Here is a 21362-nt window from a genome sequence, read left to right as displayed (position 1 = left end):
CCGCCGCTGAGCTGGTCCCAGCGGACGGCATCGGGTGAGCCGGGCTCAGCGGGCGGTGTCGGCGACGGCCTGGGCGAAGACCTCGGAGCGGTGCTCGAAGTTGCGGAACCGGCCGTAGCTGGGCGCGGCCGGGGACAGCAGCACCACCCCGCCGGCCGGGGTCACCTCGCGGGACAGCCGGACCGCGTCCACCAGGTCGTCGACCAGTTCGGTACGCACCTTCGGCAGGCCGGCGAGCACCTCGACGATGCGGGTGCCGCTGTCCGGAATCCCGATCACCGTCAGCTCCCGCTCGGCCAGGTGCTCGGCCAACGGCGTGTAGTCCAGACCCCGGTCGTTGCCTCCGACGATCACCGTCAACGGCCGCCCGTCGTACGCGTCGATGGCGTGCATGGCCGCGTACGGGCTGGTGGCCAGGGTGTCGTCGACGAACGTCAGCCCGGACGGGTCGGTGATCTCGGTGAGCCGGTGAGCCAGCCCCTGGAATTCGGCGACCGCGACGGCGAGGTGGTCCTTACCGGCCACCACGTCCACGCCGAGCGCGTCGAGCACGGCGAGCGCGACACAGAGGTTGCCCTCGTTGTGCCGGCCGACCAGCGGCAGCACCGCACGAGGGAAGAGCGGCTGGTCACCGACGTGGAACCACTGCGTGCCGTCGGCGCCGGTGGCGACGTGGGTGGTGTCGGGGCGACCGGCGCGGACCGCCGGCAGCTCACCCAGCTCCGCGGTGAGCCGGGGGTCGCCACCGTTGACCACTATCGTCTGCGGGTCGTGGGCGAGCAGGTTGAGCTTGTCCCGGTAGTACTCCCGTTCCCCACCGTGCGCGTCCAGGTGCTCGGGGAAGAGCGAGGTGACCACCGCCACCCGGGGCGAGTCGGTGAGGTCGCTGCACTGGTAGCTGGACAGCTCCAACACGTACAGCTCCGCGTCCGGCAGGTCCAGGGTCGGCACCCCGATGTTGCCGCCGAAGACGTTCGGCCGCCCCATCGCGGTGAGCAGGTGACTGATCAGGCTGGAGGTGGTGCTCTTGCCCTTGCTGCCGGTGACCCCGACGGTGCGCGCGGCGTGGTCGGCCATCCACAGCGCGGTGCCCTGGGTCACCAGGATCCCGCGGCGGCGCAGCTCGATCAGCCACGGGTGGGTCTGGGGCACGCCCGGGGAGCGGACCACCACGTCGGCGGCGGCCAGCCGCTCGAAGCCCGCCTCGCCGGTGACCAGCGGCGCCGCCTCGGCCAGGGGGCCGTCCCAGGGCAGCGACAGGAAGTTCGAACTGTCGTCGACGGCGACCAGCTCGGCCGGGCCGTGCGCGGCGATGGCGGTCACAGCGGCCCGGCCCTCCCGACCGGTGCCCCAGACGGCGACGGTACGTCCGCGCAGGTCAGAAAGGCGCACGGGGCTCTCCTCGTGGGTCACGGCGGCGGCAGGGCGGGCCCGGTCCGGACACGGCCGGACGAACCAGGGCCTAGTATGGCGTGTGCCCAACGAGCAGCTCCGGCGGATGGACGCCTTCACCTTCCCGTCCTACTCGATCGACTTCGCCACCGGCGAGGTGTTGTTCGACTACGCCCTGACCGGCCCAGCCGGTGAGCAGCGGTTCACCGAGGTGATCACGCTTCCGCTGCCGGCGGAACCGCCGTCCGACGAGACGGTGGCGACCCTCGACCGGGTGCTGGAGGTGCTGCACCTCGTCGCCGGGGTCAGCTACTACAAGGCCGCCGCGCCGCCCCGACTCGTGCTGCCGGCGCCGCTGGGCGCGGCCACCGTCGACTACGTCACGGCCGTCTACACCAAGGGCCTCGCGGAGTACGCGTACCGCAACCAACTGCCGCACGTGCTCGAGCTGCGCCCGGAGGTGCCGGCCGGCACGCCCGATTCGCCCCGGGTGTACGACGACTCGGACCGTCGCCCGCTCTCGGCGGTCGGCGGCGGTAAGGACTCGATCGTCAGCCTGGAGGCGCTGCGCCGCGCCGAGCTGGACCCGGTGCCGTTCTCGGTCAACCCGAACCACGTGATCGTCGCCGTCAACGAGGCGTCCGGGCTGGTCCCGCTGGCCGCCCGGCGGCGCATCGACCCGGTGTTGTTCGACCTGAACGCGGCCGGCGCGCTGAACGGGCACATCCCGGTCACCGCCATCAACTCCCTGATCGCGGTGGCCACCGCCGTCCTGCACGGGCTGGGCCCGGTGGTGATGTCCAACGAGCGTTCGGCGTCCGACCCGAACCTGGCCTGGAACGGCCACGAGATCAACCACCAGTGGTCCAAGGGTGTCGAGGCGGAGGGGCTGCTGCGGGCGTCGCTGGCCGAGCACGCCGGCCTGACCGACCCGTACTTCTCCCTGCTGCGCTCGCTGTCCGAGCTGCACATCGCCCGGCTGTTCGCCGAGTTCAGCCGGTACGACGACGTGGTGACAAGCTGCAACCAGGCGTTCAAGCTGCGCGACGCCAGTGAGCGCTGGTGCCGTGACTGCCCGAAGTGCCGTTTCGTCTTCCTGGCCATGGCGCCGTTCATGCCGCGGGAGCGGGTGGTGGGCATCTTCGGGGGTGACCTGCTGGCCGACGAGTCGCAGATCCCCGGCTACCGCGAGTTGCTGGGTGTGGATGGGCACAAGCCGTTCGAGTGTGTGGGCGAGGTCGAGGAGTCGGTGGTGGCGCTCGGCCTGCTCGCCGAGCAGGACCAGTGGCGCGACGCCCCGGTGATCCAGGCCCTGGTCGACGCCGTCCCGGAGACGGCCTGGTCCGCAGTGGCCAACTCGGACGTCTTCACTCCCGGCGGCCCCAACCACATCCCACCCACCTACGCAAAAGCCCTAAATTCCCTCACCTGACTGGGCAGTGGACCCGCTTTCCCCGCCCCGCCCCGCCCCGCCCCGCCCCGCCCCGCCCCGCCCCGGGGAGTGTGCCCCCGCTCCTTTGGAGCTGATGTCGTAAACGAATCAGGGCACGGTTGACCGACCCGACCCGAGCCGACCCGGGCCCAGCCGACCCGGGCCCAGCCGACCCGAGCCCAGCCAACCCGAGCCCAGCCGACCCGAGCCCAGCCGACCCGAGCCCAGCCGACCCGAGCCCAGCCGAGCCGAGCGATTCGTTCACGACATCAGCTCGATAGCGTGCCAGCCCTCCATGCCCACCCCCACGCCAGGCCGCCCCGCCCCGGCCCCCGTCGATCATGGCGTTGTGGTGGGCGCAATAGACGTTTTCGCGACTTCTGTCCCCCACCACAAGTCCTTGATCGACGCGGGCGGGATCCCTACGCGGGCGGACCGTACGCGGGCGGGACCGAGGACGGGCGGGGCGGGCGGGGGCGGGGTTAGGGGGTGCGGACTGCTTCCAGGGCCAGTAGGGCTACGTGTAGGGAGAGGCTGGCCTCTACCGAGTCCAGGTCCACGTCGAGGATGCGGGCGATCCGGGCCAGGCGTTCGTAGAAGGCCGGCCGGGACAGGTGGGCGGCGGCGGCACCGGCGGACTTGTTGCGCCCCTGCTCCAGATAGGCGCGCAGGGTGTCCAGCAGCCGTTCGCGGGGGTGCCGGGCGTCGTACTCCAGCAGCGCGCCGAGTTCGCGCTCAACGAACGTCTGGAGGCGGGGCTCGTCGCGCAGCAGGTGCAGCAGCCCGGCCAGACCGACGTGCGGCAGCCGGAAGATCGGCAGGTCACGCCGGTCCCGCCGGGCCGCCTCGGCGATCTGCCGCGCCTCGACCAGCGACCGTCGGGCCTCCCGCAGGGTGCCCACCCCGGAGCCGGCGGCCACGATCACGGCACCCGGGCCAGCGCCCCGGAACGGGTCGACACCGACCCCCGACCGAGTGGCCTCGACACCGAACGCCGCGCGGGACGCGTCTACGCCGAAGCCCGTACGGGCCGGATCGGCGCCGACCGCCACACGGGAAGCCTCGGATGCGGGACGGGACACGTCGACGCCGGAGGCGGCCCGCACCGGTTCGACACCGGGTGCCGGCCGGCCGGTGCCGGCGTCGAGGCGTACCCGACGAAGGGCGCTGGCGAACGCGGACAGCGCGCGGTCCTCGGCGGCCGGGTCCGACAGGGCCAGCAGCGCGCCCACCGAATGGTCGTCGACGGCGCTGGTCAGCGCGGTCAGCTTCGCCTCCCGCAGGGCCTGGCCGACCGCCTCGGAGAGATCGCGTAGCCGGGCCTGGCCGGCCTCGGGGCCGATTTCCCCGGCGGGGTCGTCGGCGCGGTGCCGGACCATCACCCCGACCAGGTGCCGCCGGTCGAGCACCACGCCGAGCGCCTTGGCCCGCAGCCCCACCTCGTCCACCGGGCGGGAGTGGTCGAGCAGCGCGGTGAGCAGGGTGCGGTGGATCTGCCGTTCCAGGCCCTCGGCGTCACGGCGGATCAGCCGGCCCAACGCGAGGGTGGACGCGGCCCGCTCGATCAGGATGGTGAGCCGGGTGGGCGGGCCCGCTGTCGGTTCGACGGACTGGGCGCTGGGCACGTCGCCGCTGGCCGGCCAGCGCAGCAACAACCGACCCCAGTCCTGCCCCCGGGCGCCGACGGTGGTCACCAGCCAGCCGCTGTCCGGGTCGTACGCGGTCCGCCCGGCCGGGCGGATCCGCCGGGAGTGCTGCTCCCAGCCGTCCAGCAGCAGCTCGGCGCTCTCCCCCGCCGGGTCGTACCCGAGCACCTGCCGGGACAGGTTCTCCAGCACCACCGGGCAACCGGACAGCTCGGCGGCCTGCCGGATCACCTCGGCGGCGTCGGCGCCCTCGACGGACAGGTCGTTGAACCGCTGGTGGATCTCCTCGGTGGCGCGCAGCTCGGTGAGCTGCGCGTCGACGATCAGCGCGTGCACCGCCTCGGTGATCCGGACGAACGGGGTGGCCCGACGCAGCTCCACCAGGGGCAGCCCACGCCGCTCGGCGGCGGCGGCCATCACCCGGGGTACACCGCTGACGTACCGGCGGCCCAGCTCGACGACGAGCCCGGAGACCCCGACGTCGGCGAGATCACCGATGAACGCGCGTAGCCCGGCGTCGTCCCCGGGCAGACCGATGCCGGTGGTGAGCACCAGTTCGCCACCGCCGAGCAGGGTGGCGATGTCCGGCACCTCGGCGACGTGCACCCAGCGGACGGGTCGGTCCAGCCCCTCGTCACCGGCGACCACGCGGGGCGCGCCGTGGCGGACCGGGTCCAGGGCGAGGACCTCACGGACGGTAGGGAACACGGCCGACACGCTACCGTCCGTGACGCCGGAACTCGACTTGCCACCGGCGCGAGGGGTCAGTCGACGCCGAACTCCATCGCGGCGCGGTCGAGCATCTCGTCCTCCGGCGAGGCGACGCCACGGGACGCGATGGCTTCCGCGCCGCCCTCGGGCATCGCGCCGATCAACCCGGTGGAGGCGGCCTGCGCGGCCCCGATCATCCGCTGCGGGTTGCCGCCGCCGACCAGGCCGAGGGAGGCGTACTGCTCCAGCTTCGACCGCGAGTCGGCGATGTCCAGGTTGCGCATGGTGAGCTGGCCGATCCGGTCCGACGGGCCGAAGGCCGAGTCCTCGGTGCGTTCCATGGACAGCTTGTCCGGGTGGTAGCTGAACGACGGGCCGGTGGTGTCCAGGATCGAGTAGTCCTCGCCCCGGCGCAGCCGCAACGTCACCTCGCCGGTGACCGCCGTGCCGACCCACCGCTGCAACGACTCGCGCAGCATGAGCGCCTGCGGGTCCAGCCAGCGGCCCTCGTACATCAGCCGACCGAGGCGGCGACCCTCGTTGTGGTAGTTCGCCAGGGTGTCCTCGTTGTGGATGGCGTTGACCAGCCGCTCGTACGCGTAGTGCAGCAGCGCCATCCCGGGCGCCTCGTAGATGCCGCGGCTCTTGGCCTCGATGATCCGGTTCTCGATCTGGTCCGACATGCCCAGGCCGTGCCGGCCGCCGATGGCGTTGGCCTCCAGCACCAGGTCGACGGCGCTGCCGAACTCCTTGCCGTTGATCGTGACCGGGCGGCCCTGGTCGAAGCCGATGGTGACGTCCTCGGTCGGGATCTCCACCGACGGGTCCCAGAACCGGACGCCCATGATCGGGTTGACAGTCTCGATGCCGGTGTCGAGGTGCTCCAGGGTCTTCGCCTCGTGCGTGGCGCCCCAGATGTTGGCGTCGGTCGAGTACGCCTTCTCGGTGCTGTCCCGGTAGGGCAGGCCGCGTTCGAGCAGCCACTCGGACATCTCCTTGCGCCCACCCAGCTCGGTGACGAAGGCGGTGTCGAGCCACGGCTTGTAGATGCGCAGCATCGGGTTGGCCAGCAGGCCGTACCGGTAGAACCGCTCGATGTCGTTGCCCTTGAAGGTCGAGCCGTCGCCCCAGATCTGGACGTCGTCGGCGACCATCGCCCGCACCAGCAGGGTGCCGGTCACCGCGCGGCCCAGCGGGGTGGTGTTGAAGTACGCCCGCCCGCCGGTGCGGATGTGGAAGGCGCCGCAGGTCAACGCGGCCAGGCCCTCCTCGACCAGGGCGGCGCGGCAGTCGACCAGGCGGGCGACCTCGGCGCCGTAGCTGAGCGCACGGCCGGGCACCGAGGCGATGTCGGGCTCGTCGTACTGGCCGATGTCGGCGGTGTAGGCGCAGGGAATGGCGCCCTTGTCGCGCATCCACGCGACCGCGACCGAGGTGTCGAGGCCGCCGGAGAAGGCGATGCCGACACGTTCGCCGGTGGGCAGGGAGGTGAGAACCTTGGACACGGGGAAAATTATGCAATAGAACGCATGGCCATGCAAGCCGATGCGGTCTACTCGCCGCCGAACGGCGGATCCTCGCGGCCCAGCTCCCAGAACGCCACCGCCGCCGCGGCGGCCACGTTCAACGAATCCACGCCGCGCCGCATCGGAAGGACCACCCGCACGTCGCTGGCGGCCTGGGCCGCCGCGGTGAGCCCGGGCCCCTCGGCGCCGAGCAGCAGCGCCGCCCGCTCGCGCTGCGCCGGGGTCAACCGCTGGATCGGTACGGCGTCCGGCGCGGGCGTCATGGCGAGCACGGTGAAGCCGGCCTCCCGTACCTGGTCCAGGCCCTCGGGCCAGCGGTCGAGCTTGGCGTACGGCATCGCGAAGACCTCACCCATGCTGACCCGGACACTGCGTCGGTACAGCGGGTCGGCGCAGGACGGCGACAGCAGCACCGCGTCGATGCCGAGCGCTGCGGCACCCCGGAAGACCGCCCCGAGGTTGGTGTGGTTGTTCACGTCCTCCAGGAGCACGATCCGGCGCGCGGCGGCGAGCACCTCGGCCGCCGTCGGCAGCGGCCGGCGGTGGAACGACGCCAGCACCCCTCGGTGTACGTGGAAGCCGGTGGCCCGTTGCAGCACGTCCTGTGTCGCGGCGTACACCGGCGCATCGCCGGTGTCCAGGTCGGCGAGCTGGTCGACCCGCTTGGCGTCGACCAGGTACGACCGGGCCGGGTAGCCCGCGCGCAACGCCCGGCGCAGCACCAGCTCCCCCTCGGCGATGAACAGGCCGTGCGGTGGTTCCCAGCGGGTGCGCAGCTCGACGTCGGTGAGCGCCCGGTAGTCGGCGATCCGGTCGTCGTCGGGGTCGGTGATCTGGTGGACGGGCACCCGACGATTCTGCCGGACGCGGAGCAGCGCGCTTCGACGCCCGTCGGGCGGGGCGTTTTGTCCGAAGAAGAAGGGGAATGACCGGCGGGCATGGACGCGACGGGAAGGACCAGCCAGGTGAGCGCAGACGACACCACGCCGGGCGAAGCGGGCACCCTGCCCCGCCGTCCGACAGTCGCCGACCACATCGTGTCGCGACTGTTCAGCTGGGGCGTACACCGCTACTTCGGCTATCCCGGCGACGGCATCAACGGCCTCACCTCCGCGCTGCAACGCACCAACGGCCGCGCCCAGTTCATCCAGGTCCGCCACGAGGAGACCGCCGGCTTCGCCGCCTCCGCGCACGTCAAGTACGGCGGCGGGCCGCTGGGCTGCGCGATGGTCACCAGCGGACCGGGCGCCATCCACCTGCTCAACGGCCTGTACGACGCCAAGCTCGACCACCAACCGGTGATCGCCCTGGTCGGGCACACGGCGACCACCGCCGAGGGCGGCGGCTACTACCAGGAGGTCGACCTGCTCGCCCTCTACAAGGACGTGGCAGCGGCGTTCCTGGCCCAGCTCGACCACCCGACGCAGGTACGCCACCTGGTCGACCGGGCGTGCCGGACGGCGCTGGCCCGGCGCACCGTCACCGCCCTGATCCTGCCCCTGGACCTGCAGGACGAGCCGGCCGTACCGAACCCGCCGCACGCCCACGGCTACTACCACACCAGCAACGCGCCGAGCAGCACGCCGACAGTGCCTCCGGAGGCGGACGTACGCCGGGCGGCCGAGGTGCTGCGCGGCGGGCAGCGGGTGGCCATGCTTGTCGGCCAGGGCGCCCTCGGCGCGCGCGACGAGGTCCGCGAGATCGCCGACCGGCTCGGGGCCGGCGTGGCCACCGCACTGCTCGGCTTCACCGCCGTCGACCACCGCGAACCGTGGGTGACCGGCGCGATCGGGCTGCTCGGCACCCGACCGAGCTGGCAGCTGATGAGCGGCTGCGACCGGCTGCTGATCGTCGGCAGCAACATGCCGTACTCGGAGTTCTACCCGCCGCCCGGCCAGGCCCGCGCGGTGCAGATCGACCTGGACGGCACCCAACTCGGGCTGCGCTACCCGACCGAGGTGAACCTGACCGGCGACGCCCGCCCCACGCTGCGGGCGTTGCTGAACGAGCTGGGCCCCGGCCCCGGGCCGACCGCCTGGCGGGCGGAGGTCGCCGAGGCCACCTCGGCGTGGCGCCGGGTGCAACACGACCTGGCCGAGCAGGCCGCCGACCCGGTCAACCCGCAGTTGCTCTTCCACACCCTGAACGAGCGGCTGCCCGACGACGTGCTGCTCGCTGTCGACTGCGGCACCACCACCGCCTGGTACGCCCGACACATCCAGGTACGCCCGAGCATGCTGGCCAGCCTCTCCGGCACCCTGCTGTCCATGGGCGGCGCCATGCCGTACGCGCTGAGCGCCAAGTTCGCCCACCCGGACCGGCCGCTGGTGGCGCTGATCGGCGACGGCGCCATGCAGATGAACGGCGTCAACGAGCTGATCACCGTGGCGAAGTACTGGCGCAGCTGGGCCGACCCGCGCTTCGTGGTGCTGGTGCTCAACAACCGGGATCTGGCGTTCGTCAGTTGGGAACAGCGCTCCACCGAGGGGACGCCGATGTTCCCGGACAGCCAGCAGTTGCCGGACATCGCCTACCACCAGTGGGCGGAGGTGCTCGGGCTGCACGGCGAGTTGATCGACTCACCGGATCAGGTGCGCGACGTCTGGGACCGAGCGCTCACCGCCGACCGACCGGTCGTGATCAACGCCCTGGTCGACCCGGCGGAGCTGATGCTGCCACCGCACTTCACCGTCGAGCAGGCCCGCAAAACCGCCGCGGCGGTGCTGCGCGGCGACACCGACTGGGCCGGAATCATCCGCCGCGGCCTGCCGGCCACCCTGGCCAGCTACCGCCCCCGCCGCCGAGACCGCTGAGACCGTCAGCCTCGGCGGTCCAACCAGCGTTGGAGGGCTGAGCGGGGGTCGTCGGTGGTGGGGTCCTGCCGGCGTTCCGGGACCGCTGGACGCTCCACCGGGCGGTGCGGGTCGCCGGCCAGCTCGTGGCTCGGTGCGGCGAACGTCTTCTCCGGCTGACCCTTCAGGGCGGTGGCGATGACCCGGGCGACCGCGTCGATCACCTTCGTCTGCACCGCCGAGCCCACCGAGTCGGCCGGGTCGTCCGGGTTGGCGGCGATACCGGCCACCGCGACCTGCGGGGTGAAGCCGACGAACGTCTCGGTGGAGTTCTCCTCCGAGCTACCCGTCTTACCAGCCACCGGTCGGCCGTCGAGGATGTCGTTCACACCGGTGGCGGTGCCGCCGTTGCACTGCCCGAACGCCGACTGCTGACCCACCGGGCAGCGCGCCGCGTCCGTTGCGGCACGGGCGACGTCGGCGTCGAGCACCCGCTTGCAGGAGGGCTGCCCCACCGGCACCTTCGTGCCGTCCGCGGCGGTCACCGAGACCACCGGCACCGGCGTGCAGTAGGTGCCCTCGGCGGCCACAGTGGCGTACGCGTTGGCCAGGTCCAGCGGGGTCGTGGCCGCCACGCCGAGAGTGAACGAACCCCAGTTCGCGGCGTTGTTCTTGGCGAAGGCGGCGTCCGAGTCGGCGCGGAACGTGATGCCGAGCCGCTGCGCCATCTGGACCACCTTGTCCTGGCCGACCTGCTCGGCCAGCCAGACGAAGTAGGTGTTCACCGAGCGGCCGAAGCCGTCCCACATCATCCGGTACCCGTCCATCCAGTCCGGGTTGGCGTTCGCCGGGCACCAGTGGCCGTCACAGCTGCCCGGCCCCTCGGCGGCGTACCGGGTGGGCAGCTTGGCGGGCGCGTCGAAACCGGTGGAGAGGGTACGGCCCGACTCCAGCGCGGCGAGCATCGTGAACAGCTTGAACGTGGAACCCGCCTGGTACCCGTCGACGCTGGCTCCACCGGAGATCAACGGGTTGACGGTGTTCGGGTAGTTCGCCTGCCCGGCCGGGTTGTCGGCGAGGCTGTAGTGCCGGTTGACAGCCATCGCCAACACCCGCCCGGTGCCCGGCTGGACCGCCGCGATCGGCAGGGCGCGCTTGTTGTCGTAGGAGTAGACCTTGGTGGCCTGCTGCTGCGCGGTGGCCTGGATCTTCGGGTCCAGCGAGGTGACCACCGTGTAGCCGCCCGAACGCAGTGCCTGCTCGCGCTCCGCGACGGTCGCCCCGAAGGCCGGCTGGGTCAGCCACCACTGGCGCAGGTAGTCGCAGAAGAAGCCCCAGTCGTCGTGACCCTGGGAGACGGCGGTGCAGCCGTTGGGTTGGGCAGTGGCGTGCAGGGCCAGCGGCTCGGCCTTGGCCTGGGCGGCCTGCGCGGCGGTGATCGCGTTGGTGGCGACCATCGAGTCCAGCACGTACGACCGGCGGGTCAGCGCCTCGTCCTTGTCGCCGCTGATCGGGCTGTACGCGTCCGGGGACTGCACCAGACCGGCCAGCAGTGCCGACTCGGCGAGGGTCAACTGCGCTGGAGGCTTGCCGAAGTACCGCTGGCTGGCCGCCGCGATCCCGTACGCGCCGGAGCCGAAGTAGGCGATGTTCAGGTACCGGTCGAGGATCTCGTCCTTGCCGAGGCTCTTGTCCAGCGCGCTCGCGTACCGGATCTCCTGGATCTTGCGCCCGACGGTGGGGTCGGTGGCGGCGGCGCGCTCCTCGGCGGTGCGGGTGGGGTCGGTCTTGAGCACGTTACGGACGTACTGCATGGTCAGCGTCGAGCCGCCCTGCTCGGTGCCGCCACCCTTGACGTTCGCCACCAGCGCCCGGGCCAGGCCGCGCAGGTCCGCGCCACCGTGGTCGTAGAAGCGCCGGTCCTCTGCCGCCACGATCGCCTGCCGCATGACCGGGGCGATCTCCGACAGGGGGACGTCGGTGCGGTTCACGTCGTAGAACGTGGTGATCAGCGTCTTGCCGTCGTTGGCGTAGAGGTACGAACGCTGCGGCGTGGCCGGGGTCTTCAGCGCGGCCGGCAACGCGGCGTACGACCCGAGCGCGGAGCGGGCGGTGAGCCCGAGCAGCAGGTTGCCCGGCAGCGCGGCGACTGCCAGGACGAGCCCGGCCAACACGCCGGCGAGCAGCACGGTGAACAGCCGCGACAGCGGCGAGCGGGGGGCGGCCATGCTCCCCAGGATTGCCATGAAAGCCGCCAACCGACCACCCTCACCCCGCGATTGTCAGCAACTTCACGCCCACCCACCAGCCAACTCCCACCCCCACCCCCCCCCCCCCCCCCCCCCGCGCCTCCCCCGCCCCCGCCCCGCACCGCCCTGCCCCGCCCCGCCCCGCCCCGCCCCGCCCCGATGATCATGGGGTTAGCGGGAGGTTTGATCACGAGATCGCCCGTCAACCTCATGATCACCGGAGCTGGGCGAGGGGTGGGTGGGGGTAGGTGGGTGGGAGGGGGTGGGTTAGGGGTTGGGGGTGCTTAGGCTGGCGGTGGCGGCGTCTCTGGCGGTTTCGCGGGGCATCAGGCGACCGGAGCGGTAGCCGATGCCGATGCCGGCGATCAGCACGAAGATCGCGCCGAAGGTCTGCAACGAGCCGATCAGGGCACCGCCGAGGCCGAGCAGCGGCGCGGCGATGATCAGCATGACGCCGTCGCCGAGGCTGAAGGTGCCCGAGCGGGCCACCGCCCACCCGGTCAGGAACCAGCCCACGCTGTAGAACGTCGCGCCGAGCAGGACCAGCGACCGCGCGGTGGCTCCGAAGACCGGCGTCTGCTCCTCGAACCCGGCGAACGGCAGCATCAGCACGGTGCCGGCGATGCTGACCAGCAGCCCGGCGGCGGCCACCCGGCGGCTGCGGGTCGCGGCCAGCAGCCCGGTGAGGGCCAGCAGCGCGAGCAGGCCGAGCCAGACCGCTGCCACCCAACCGATCAGGTACACCGCCCGGCCGTCGGCCGGATAGGGGTCGTTGCCCACCCCTCCGTCGCTGGCCATCGCCACCGCCCCGTAGAGGATGGCGTACGCGGGCAGCAGCCAGACCGCCGCCCGTGCGAACCGACGTACCGAGAAGGCCCAACTGGCGTTCGTGGCGGGGGCGCCCGGGGTCGGCTCGCCGACGAAGGGCAGTACGCCGAACCCGCCACCGCTGCGCCGGGAGCCCAGCGGGGCGACCGGGTCGTGTGCGCCGGGCACCGGGGCCGAGGACCACATCCGATTCGCCGGATCCTTCATGCGTCACCCACCTCGCTCGTTGTCGAGCGGTGCACCGACGCGCCGGGGCGCCCCGATTGCCTGGTCACCACCCGTCCTAGGACCGATCGTGGCAGGCGTCGGAGCGCCCCATGAGTCTTTCTCGTATTTAGCCGACCGGGCGGCCGGCGTACGGAATCAGCCGCGCTCGCGCTGGTCGGCCGGGTCCTCGGTCAGGCTGGCCGCAGACACCGGCTCCGGCGCGGGCAGCCCCTGCGGCTTGTTGCCGCCGGTGGCCTGCGCCTCGGCGACGCGTACCTCGTCGTGGATCTGCTGGGCGGCGTCGGCCGCGGCCTGCGCCGCCTCCGCGGCCTCGCGCTCGACCTGGCTCGCGTGTTCGGCGGCCTCCGGCGCGGGAAGGTCCCCCACCATCTGGCTGAGCCCACCGAGCGCGCCACCCATCCCCTCCAGAGCCTTGGTCAGCTCGGCCGGGATGATCCAGACCTTGTTGGCGCTGCCCTGGGCGATCTGCGGCAGAGCCTGCAGGTACTGGTAGGCGAGCACCTTCTGGCTCGGGTTGGCCTGGTGGATCGCGTCGAAGACCGTACGGATGGCCTTCGCCTGACCCTCGGCCTGCAGGATCCGGGCCTGCCGGTCACCGTCGGCCCGCAGCACCGCCGACTGCTTGTCGCCCTCGGCGGTGAGGATCACCGACTGCTTGTGCCCCTCGGCGGTCAGGATCGCCGCGCGGCGGTCCCGCTCGGCGCGCATCTGCTTCTCCATCGAGTCGCGGATGCTGGCCGGCGGCTCGATCGCCTTGATCTCGACCCGGGTCACCTTGATGCCCCAGCGGCCGGTGGTCTCGTCCAGCACACCCGAGAGGTGTCGGTTGATCTCGTCCCGGCTGGTCAGCGCCCGCTCCAGGTCGAGCGAGCCGATCACGTTACGCAAGGTGGTGACGGTCAGCTGCTCGATGGCCTGGAGGAAACTGGAGATCTCGTAGGTCGCCCGGACCGAGTCGACCACCTTGAAGTAGAGGACCGTGTCGATCGAGACCACCAGGTTGTCCGAGGTGATCACCGGCTGCGGCGGGAAGCTGACCACCTGCTCCCGCATGTCGACCTTGGTACGGACCGCGTCGATGAACGGCACCAGCAGGTTGAGGCCAGGGCTGAGGGTGCGCTTGTACTTGCCGAGCCGTTCCACCACGTCCTGGCGTTGCTGCGGCACGATCCGCACCGCCTTGGCCAGCGTTATCACGGCGATCAACGCCACCGCGATCACCACCACCCCGATTAAGGTCATCCCGTTCACCCTCTCGATTCCGGCAGCTCGCCGGCGGAAGAAACATCGTCCTGCCACACCAGGGCGGTCGCGCCCCGGACCTTTATCACCCGAACCCGTTGACCGGGGTCGTAAGTCTGCGTCGTGTCGTACGACCGGGCGCTCCACAACTCGCCGTCGATCTTGACGAGACCCTGCTCGGCGTCCACCCGTTCCAGCACCAGCGCCGTGGAGCCCTCGATCGCCTCCACGCCGAACGGCTGCTCGCCGCTCTCCAGCGCGGAGCGGCTGTGCCGCCGGATGACCGGTCGGACCACCACCAGGCTCAACGCCGACACCACAGCGAAGACCAGCGCCTGGACGGCTACCGGCGCGCCCAGGGCGGCCGCACCGGCGGCGGCGAACGCACCGGCCCCGAACATGATCAGAAATAGCGTCGTCGTGAAAATCTCGGCGACGGCCAGCAGCACACCCAAAACGATCCACACCACGGCGTCCACCACCCAATCGTGACACGCAAATGCACGCGCAGCCTCCCCGCGAAGATCAGTAGGCTCGGCGAGGCCCCTTCCGGCCCGTCAGAAACACCACGAATCGACGGCCCGACCCGAGGAGATCCCGTTGACGCTGCTACCCGAGACCGCCCGACAGATCGACACCCGGGTCGCCCAGGCGCAGGCCGACGGTCACACCCCGTCGCTGGTGCTGGGCGTGGTCCGCGACGGCACGCTGGCGCACGTGGCAGCCGCCGGCGAAAACCCCCGCCCGGATGTCGACCTGCAGTACAGGGTGGGCTCGATCAGCAAGACGATGACCGCCACCCTGATCATGCAGGTGCGCGACGCCGGCCGACTGGCCCTGGACGACCGGCTGGAGCAGCACCTGCCGGGCACCGGTGTGGGTGCGCTCACGGTGCGCCAACTGCTCGGCCATGCCAGCGGCATCCAACGCGAACCCGCTGGCGACTGGTGGGAGCGGGCGGCGGGCGTCGACCTCACCACACTGCTCGCCGACGTCGACGCCGACAAGATCGCTTACCCGCCGCACCGCGCGTACCACTACTCCAACCTGGCGTACGGACTGCTCGGCGGGTTGCTCGAACGGCTCACCGGGGCACGGTGGGCCGACCTGCTCGACGAACGGATCCTCAGCCCGCTGGGTCTGCGCCGCACCACCTACGCGGCCACCGAGCCGTACGCCCGCGGCTACGTCGTCCACCCCTGGCACGGCACGCTGCGCGAGGAACCCCGCACCGACACCGGCGCCATGGCCCCCGCCGGGCAGCTCTGGTCGACGATCGAGGACCTGGGCCGCTGGGCCGCGTTCCTGGCCGACCCCGACCCGTCGGTGCTGGCCGCCGAGACGCTGACCGAGATGTGTGCCCCCGTGGTGATCAGCGACCTCGACTCCTGGACCGGCGGGCACGGCCTGGGGCTGGAGCTCTACCGCGACGGCGAGCGCGTGTACGTCGGGCACGGCGGCTCGATGCCCGGGTACGTGGCCGCCCTCCTGGTGCACCGGCCCACCCGCACCGCGGTGGTCGGCTTCGCCAACTCGTACGGCTTCCCGATCACCGGGCTCGGCCGCCAACTGTTGACCACGGTGCTGGACGCCGAGCCGGCATTCGCGCAGCCGTGGCGGCCGGCCACCGCCGCGCCGGGCGCCGAGTTGGCCGAGCTGACCGGCCGCTGGTGGTGGATGGGCACGTCGCTGGACCTGAGCTGGGACGCGGGTGACCTGGTGGCCCACGTACGCGGTGAGAGGGTGAGCCGGTTCACCGCCGAGGGGACGGACCGCTGGCGGGGCCGCTCCGGCCCGGAGAACGGCGAGATCCTGTCGGTGCTGCGCGACGACAGCGGACGGGCGCGGGCGGTCGACATCGCCACGTTCGTCTTCACGCGCAGCCCGGACGAGGTTCCCTGACCCACCGCTGGGCGGACCGGAGGACCAGGTAATCAGGCCGGCTCGGTGACGAAGTCGATGAGGCGTTCCATGGAGTTGATCAGAGGGGTCTCCACGTCGGCGAAACTGTTCACCCGGGACAGGATGTGCCGCCACATGTCGGCCGGCTCGGCCACCCCGAGAGCCGCGCAGACCCCCTCCTTCCACGGCCGCCCCGGCGGCACCACCGGCCAGGCCGCGATGCCCAGCGCGGCCGGCTTGACCGCCTGCCACACGTCCACGTACGGGTGCCCGGTCACCAGCACGTGCGGCGAGTTCACCCGGGCGACGATCCGGCTCTCCTTGCTGCCCGGCACCAGGTGGTCGACGAGCACGCCGAGTCGTCGGGTCGGGCCGGGGCCGAAGTCGCGTACCTCGGCGTCGAGGGCGTCGATGCCGTCCAACGGCTCGACGACCACGCCCTCGATCCGTAGGTCGTCGCCCCAGATCCGCTCGACCAGCGCGGCGTCGTGGATGCCCTCCACCCAGATGCGGCTGGCCTTCGCCACCTGAGCCCGGACGTTGTCCACGGCGACCGAACCGGACGCGGTCCGCCGACGGGCCGCCGGCACCGCGGCGCGGGTCGGTCGACGCAACGTCACCGGGCTGCCGTCGAGCAGGAACGCCGCCGGCAGCAGCGGGAAGTTCCGCCGTTTACCGTGCCGGTCCTCCAACACCACAGCGCCGGCCTCGAATCCCACCACCGCTCCGCAGAACCCGGAGTCGGCATCCTCGACCACGAGATCCGGTTCGGCGTCCACCTCGGGGGTGACCTTGCGCCGTCGCCAGTCGCCCGCCAACACGTCCTCGCCGTATCGCCCCGCCATGTCGATCACGCTAAACCCAGCCCGCGCCCACCCCGGCCCCCGACACACCGCTCGGCCCTCTGACCGCCGACCACGGAGGGCGGGGATTGGGGCGAACAGGGCAGTTGGGGGCAGGCCGGGCGACCGGAGCGGCAGCCGAGACAGGGCCGGTCGTGACCACGTACCCTTTCGGCATGTCCACCCCCGCAACGGGCGCGGTCACACTCGCGCCGCGCCGGTCCAGCCGGTTCGTTGCCTGGGTGCGCGCGTGGCGCGCCGGGTTGGTGCCCTACGACGAGGTCGCCGACGCCATCGCCGGCGACGAGGAACATCTCGTTGCGGACGCCCCGGGCACCTGGACCGACGTCCCGCTGGGTGCCGCGCTGCCCACCCTGGCCAAGCTCTCCCCGGACGAGATCCGCCTGGTGCTGCCCGCGCCGGGCGACCCGAGGGGTTTGCCCGGCCCCGGCGACTTCGCCGGTGCGGCGCTGGTCACGGGTGAGGCGGTGGTCGCCGGCGGGCTCGGGTTGATCCCCCAGGTGCGGCTGCACACCTCCGGCTCCGGGGACTGTTTCGAGACGGTGCTCTGGCGGGTCTACCCGCTGCCGGCCAACGCCGCCGCCGCGTCACTCTCGTTGCCCGGCGCCGCCGAGGCGGAGGCCGAGTTGGCCGCCGCGCTGGCCGAGACGACCGCCGTGCTGACCCGCCTCGACGTCGCCCAGTGGCGGCCCGAGCTGGCCGGTGCGCTGGCCGCGCTCCGCCGCCCGGACGGCACCACCGACCTCCCACCGGGCTTCGACCCGCGGGCCCGCCGGCTCTTCGCCCGGGCCGCGGTGCTCGACCGGGTGCTGGCGTTGGCCGGGCACGCCGCCCCGGGCGGTGCGATCAACAACTACGAGGCGCAGCAACGGGACGCGGCACTTCGCCCCCTGACCGCTGCCTGCCGGCAGGCGCTGGTGGCCGCCTGCAACGCCCCCCTGCGCCCCTGACCGGACCCGCGCCCCAGCACCGCCAGGAGCATCAGATCTCGTCGAGCAGGTCCGCTACCGAGTTGATGATCCGCGACGGACGGTACGGGTAGCGCTCGGCCTCGGTGCGGCTGCTGATCCCGGTGAGCACCAGGATCGTCTCCAGCCCAGCCTCCAGGCCGCACAGGATGTCCGTGTCCATCCGGTCACCGATCATCGCGGTGCTCTCCGAGTGCGCGTTGATGGTGTTCAGCGCCGAGCGCATCATCATCGGGTTGGGCTTGCCGACGAAGTACGGCTCGACCCCTGTCGCCTTGGAGATCATGGCGGCGACCGAGCCGGCGGCGGGTAGCGCGCCCTCCACGGACGGGCCGGTCACGTCGGGGTTGGTGCAGATGAACCGGGCGCCGTCGTTGATCAGGCGGACGGCCTTGGTGATCGCCTCGAAGCTGTAGGTGCGGGTCTCGCCGAGCACCACGTAGTCGGGGGCGAAGTCGGTCAGCACGTAGCCGACGGCGTGCAGCGCCGTGGTCAGCCCGGCCTCACCGATGACGTACGCGGTGCCGCCCGGCCGCTGGTCGGCGAGGAACTGGCCGGTGGCCAGGGCGGAAGACCAGATCGACTCCTCCGGCACGTCCAGGCCCATCCGGCTGAGCCGTGCCGTCAGGTCCCGCGGGGTGTAGATCGAGTTGTTGGTCAGCACCAGGAACGGCTTGCCGGAGGCGCGCATCCGGTTGATGAACTCCGGCGCGCCGGGCACCGGCTGGCCCTCGTGCACCAGCACGCCGTCCATGTCGGTCAGCCAACTCTGCACGGGCTTACGGTCATGCATGATGATCCTCAGAGGTCAGGGGCGACGGGTCGGCACGCAACAGACGGTGGGGCAGGTGTCCCACATGGGCAGCTCGCCCAGGCGGCGGCGCAGCTGCGCGCCGTCCGGGTCGGTCCGCTCGGTGACCAGCTCACGCACCATTGTCACGAAACGTGGGTCGGTGCCCGGCGTGCCGGCCCGGACGAAGTCCAGGCCGAGCTGCTTCGCCGTCTCCAGCGCTTCGGTGTCCAGGTCCCACACGACCTCCAGGTGATCGGAGACGAACCCGATCGGGCTGACCACCACACCGGTGGTGCCGCCCTGCGCGAGGGCGGCCAGGTGGTCGTTGATATCCGGTTCCAGCCACGGCACCTGCGGCGGGCCGGAGCGGCTCTGCCAGACCAGGTCGTACCCAAGGTCGGGTGCGGCGGCAGCGGCGACGAGCCGGGCGGTCTCGTGCAGCTGCGCCTCGTACCGGCCGCCGTGCGGGCCGGCGTTCGCCGCCATCGAGCTGGGGATGGAGTGGGCGGTGAAGACCAGCCGGGTGGTGTCCCGCAACGCCTGGTCGAGCTGGCCCAGCGCCGCCCGGACCGCGTCGACGTGCGGCTCGACGAAGCCGGGGTGGTCCCAGAACTGACGCAGCTTCTCGATCACCGGGGCGTCCGCGCCGACGGCGGCACGGGCGGCGGCGATGTCCTCCTGGTACTGCCGGCAGGACGAGTAGCCGCCGTACGCGCTGGTGACGAAGGCCAACGCCCGGGTCACCCCGTCGTCGCGCATCCGGGTCACGGTGTCGGCGAGCATCGGGTCCCAGTTGCGGTTGCCCCAGTAGACGGGCAGGTCGACACCGTGCGCGGCGAAGTCGGCGCGGACGGCGGCCAGCAGGTCCCGACACTGCTGGTTGATCGGGGACACCCCACCGAAGTGCTGGTAGTGCTCGGCGACCTCGACCAGTCGTTCGGGAGGCACACCCCGGCCTCGGGTCACGTTCTGCAGGAACGGCATCACGTCCTCGGGCCGTTCAGGCCCGCCGAAGGACACCAGCACCACCGCGTCGTACGACATGGGGTCATTCTTGCCCCTCGGCCGGGACGTCCCGGCGACGCCCCCTGGTCCGGACGCGTAGATCACGCGGACGGTGACCAGGGAGCGTCAATGCGCAGCGTCAGGAGCCGATGGCGTGGTAGCCGCCGTCGACGTGGACGATCTCGCCGGTGGTGGCCGGGAACCAGTCGGAGAGCAGCGCCAGGCAGGCCCGCGCGGCGGGCTCCTGGTCGGTGAGGCTCCAGCCCAGCGGGGCACGCCCGGCCCAGGCTTCCTCGAACTGGTCGAAGCCGGGGATCGACTTCGCGGCGATGGTGCGCAGTGGCCCGGCGGCGACCAGGTTGCTGCGGATGCCCTGCTTGCCCAGGTGCAGCGCCAGGTAGCGGGACGCGGACTCCAGGCCGGCCTTGGCCACGCCCATCCAGTCGTAGACCGGCCACGCCTTCGTCGCGTCGAAGGTCAGGCCGACCACCGCGCCGCCGGGTGACATCAGCGGCAGCGCCGCCATGGCCAGCGACTTGTACGAGAAAGTGGACACGTGCAGCGCGGTCGCCACGTCCTCCCAGGGCGCGTCGAGGAAGCCGCCGCCCAGGCAGCTCTGCGGGGCGAAGCCGATCGAGTGCACGACACCGTCGAGGCCGTCGACGTGCTCGCGTACCCGGTCGGCGAGGCCGGCCAGGTGCTCGGTGTTGGTGACGTCCACCTCGATGACCGGCGCCGGCTCGGGCAGCCGCTTGGCGATCCGCTCGACCAGGGAGAGCCGGCCGTAGCCGGTGAGCACGACCTGCGCGCCATTTTCCTGAGCGAGCTTCGCCACCGAGAAGGCGATCGAGGCGTCGGTGATGACACCGGTGACGAGCAGTCGCTTACCGGCGAGCAGTCCGGACATCGCTGATTTCCTCCGTAGTCAAAAGGGTTAGTGGCCCATGCCGAGGCCGCCGTCGACCGGGATGACGGCGCCGGAGACGTACCCGGCGCTGTCCGAGGCCAGCCAGGTGACCACGGCGGCGACCTCGTCCGGGCTGGCCATCCGGCCGGCCGGGATGGACTTGAGGATCTCCGCCTTGCGGTCGCCGGAGAGGCCGGCGGTCATGTCGGTGTCGATGAAGCCGGGCGCCACCACGTTCGCGGTGATGTTGCGGCTGCCCAGCTCCCGGGTGATCGAGCGGGCGACGCCGACGAGGCCGGCCTTGCTGGCGGCGTAGTTGACCTGCCCGGCGCCGCCGGCGAGGCCGACCACCGAGGAGATGAAGATCATGCGGCCCCACTTGGCGCGGAGCATCTTGCCGGAGGCCCGCTTCGCCACCCGGAACGCGCCCGTGAGGTTGGTGTCCACCACGTCGGTGAACTGCTCCTCGGACATCCGCAGCAGCAGCGTGTCGGCGGTCATGCCGGCGTTGGCGACCAGCACCTCGACCGGCCCCAGCTCGGCCTCGACGGCGGCGAACGCGGCGTCGATCGAGGCTGCGTCGGTGACGTCGGCGCGGACGCCGAACAGCCCGTCGGGTGCCTCGCCGCTGCGGTGGGTGACCGCCACCCGGTCGCCCTGCTTGGCGAAGGCCTGCGCGATGGCCAGGCCGATTCCCCGGTTGCCCCCGGTCACCAGCACGGTACGGGCCACTGTTCCCCCTTGCGAATGGTCAGCACGGACGCGTCGGAGCCTAGGCGTTACCGGCAGGTAAGCGCTAACGGGAGTCGCGTCACACTGGGGTACGACACGGGGATCAACCCCTGGTGGCACGCCTCGTGGCGGGGTCGGCCCGTAGC

General features: G+C 72.0%; 17 protein-coding genes. 4 read left to right on the top strand and 13 right to left on the bottom strand.

What is annotated here, in order from left to right; genetic code table 11:
- Positions 1-45 precede the first annotated feature (45 nt).
- On the bottom strand, positions 46-1392 hold the full coding sequence (gene murD, locus OG598_RS03645; protein WP_328653007.1) for a UDP-N-acetylmuramoyl-L-alanine--D-glutamate ligase: 1347 nt from the start codon (positions 1390-1392) through the stop codon (positions 46-48).
- A gap of 82 nt (positions 1393-1474) precedes the next feature.
- On the opposite strand from murD, the gene OG598_RS03640 reads away from it, so the two are divergent.
- A complete protein-coding gene (locus OG598_RS03640) occupies positions 1475-2824 on the top strand; it encodes a hypothetical protein (protein ID WP_328653006.1) in 1350 nt (449 codons plus the stop codon).
- 482 nt (positions 2825-3306) lie between these two features.
- On the opposite strand, the gene OG598_RS03635 is transcribed toward OG598_RS03640, so the two are convergent.
- The 3 genes from OG598_RS03635 to OG598_RS03625 are packed head-to-tail and all read right to left on the bottom strand — an operon-like array spanning position 3307 to position 7582.
- Positions 3307-5178 (bottom strand): PucR family transcriptional regulator, encoded by a 1872-nt coding sequence (locus tag OG598_RS03635; RefSeq protein ID WP_328653005.1) that lies wholly within the window; start codon positions 5176-5178, stop codon positions 3307-3309.
- A 56-nt stretch (positions 5179-5234) separates the two neighbouring features.
- Entirely contained in the window at positions 5235-6686 is a 1452-nt protein-coding gene (gene argG / locus OG598_RS03630; protein ID WP_328653004.1) for an argininosuccinate synthase, read from the bottom strand.
- Positions 6687-6733: 47 nt separating this feature from the next.
- Complete coding sequence (locus OG598_RS03625) at positions 6734-7582, bottom strand: TrmH family RNA methyltransferase (RefSeq protein WP_328655265.1); 849 nt, start codon at positions 7580-7582, stop codon at positions 6734-6736.
- Positions 7583-7645: 63 nt separating this feature from the next.
- Here OG598_RS03625 and OG598_RS03620 point away from each other — a divergent pair, with 63 nt between their 5' ends.
- A complete protein-coding gene (locus tag OG598_RS03620; protein WP_442931452.1) occupies positions 7646-9520 on the top strand; it encodes a thiamine pyrophosphate-requiring protein in 1875 nt (624 codons plus the stop codon).
- A gap of 5 nt (positions 9521-9525) precedes the next feature.
- Here the strand turns inward: OG598_RS03620 and OG598_RS03615 are convergent, their stop codons facing one another.
- The 4 genes from OG598_RS03615 to OG598_RS03600 form a co-directional block, all read right to left on the bottom strand.
- Positions 9526-11727: a transglycosylase domain-containing protein gene (locus OG598_RS03615; RefSeq protein WP_328653002.1), complete on the bottom strand. Its 2202-nt coding sequence runs from the start codon at positions 11725-11727 to the stop codon at positions 9526-9528.
- A gap of 288 nt (positions 11728-12015) precedes the next feature.
- Complete coding sequence (locus OG598_RS03610) at positions 12016-12783, bottom strand: hypothetical protein (RefSeq protein WP_328653001.1); 768 nt, start codon at positions 12781-12783, stop codon at positions 12016-12018.
- A gap of 156 nt (positions 12784-12939) precedes the next feature.
- The gene (locus tag OG598_RS03605) at positions 12940-14046 is read right to left on the bottom strand and encodes an SPFH domain-containing protein (protein ID WP_328653000.1); all 1107 of its coding nucleotides are present in this window, start codon (positions 14044-14046) and stop codon (positions 12940-12942) included.
- 5 nt (positions 14047-14051) lie between these two features.
- Complete coding sequence (locus OG598_RS03600; protein WP_328652999.1) at positions 14052-14525, bottom strand: NfeD family protein; 474 nt, start codon at positions 14523-14525, stop codon at positions 14052-14054.
- 121 nt (positions 14526-14646) lie between these two features.
- Between OG598_RS03600 and OG598_RS03595 the strand changes: the two genes are divergently transcribed.
- Positions 14647-15948, top strand: a complete 1302-nt coding sequence (locus OG598_RS03595) for a serine hydrolase domain-containing protein (RefSeq protein ID WP_328652998.1) — start codon at positions 14647-14649, stop codon at positions 15946-15948.
- Between the two features lie 32 nt (positions 15949-15980).
- Here the strand turns inward: OG598_RS03595 and OG598_RS03590 are convergent, their stop codons facing one another.
- Positions 15981-16793, bottom strand: coding sequence for a DUF3097 domain-containing protein (locus OG598_RS03590; protein WP_328652997.1), 813 nt, complete (start codon positions 16791-16793; stop codon positions 15981-15983).
- A 173-nt stretch (positions 16794-16966) separates the two neighbouring features.
- On the opposite strand from OG598_RS03590, the gene OG598_RS03585 reads away from it, so the two are divergent.
- Positions 16967-17761 (top strand): hypothetical protein, encoded by a 795-nt coding sequence (locus OG598_RS03585; RefSeq protein ID WP_238682150.1) that lies wholly within the window; start codon positions 16967-16969, stop codon positions 17759-17761.
- Between the two features lie 31 nt (positions 17762-17792).
- Here the strand turns inward: OG598_RS03585 and OG598_RS03580 are convergent, their stop codons facing one another.
- From OG598_RS03580 to fabG, 4 genes are all read right to left on the bottom strand, one after another.
- Positions 17793-18572, bottom strand: coding sequence for an HAD-IIA family hydrolase (locus OG598_RS03580; RefSeq protein WP_091403868.1), 780 nt, complete (start codon positions 18570-18572; stop codon positions 17793-17795).
- A 15-nt stretch (positions 18573-18587) separates the two neighbouring features.
- Complete coding sequence (locus OG598_RS03575; RefSeq protein WP_328652996.1) at positions 18588-19616, bottom strand: ferrochelatase; 1029 nt, start codon at positions 19614-19616, stop codon at positions 18588-18590.
- Between the two features lie 100 nt (positions 19617-19716).
- A complete protein-coding gene (fabI, locus tag OG598_RS03570; protein WP_124770855.1) occupies positions 19717-20484 on the bottom strand; it encodes an enoyl-ACP reductase FabI in 768 nt (255 codons plus the stop codon).
- A 27-nt stretch (positions 20485-20511) separates the two neighbouring features.
- Entirely contained in the window at positions 20512-21216 is a 705-nt protein-coding gene (gene fabG, locus OG598_RS03565) for a 3-oxoacyl-ACP reductase FabG (protein WP_091403857.1), read from the bottom strand.
- Positions 21217-21362: the final 146 nt, after the last annotated feature.

Origin of the sequence: Micromonospora sp. NBC_00330 (genome assembly GCF_036136635.1) — a bacterium.
Taxonomy (GTDB): Bacteria; Actinomycetota; Actinomycetes; order Mycobacteriales; family Micromonosporaceae; genus Micromonospora; species Micromonospora salmantinae.
This window is presented reverse-complemented; position numbering and strand designations above follow the sequence as displayed.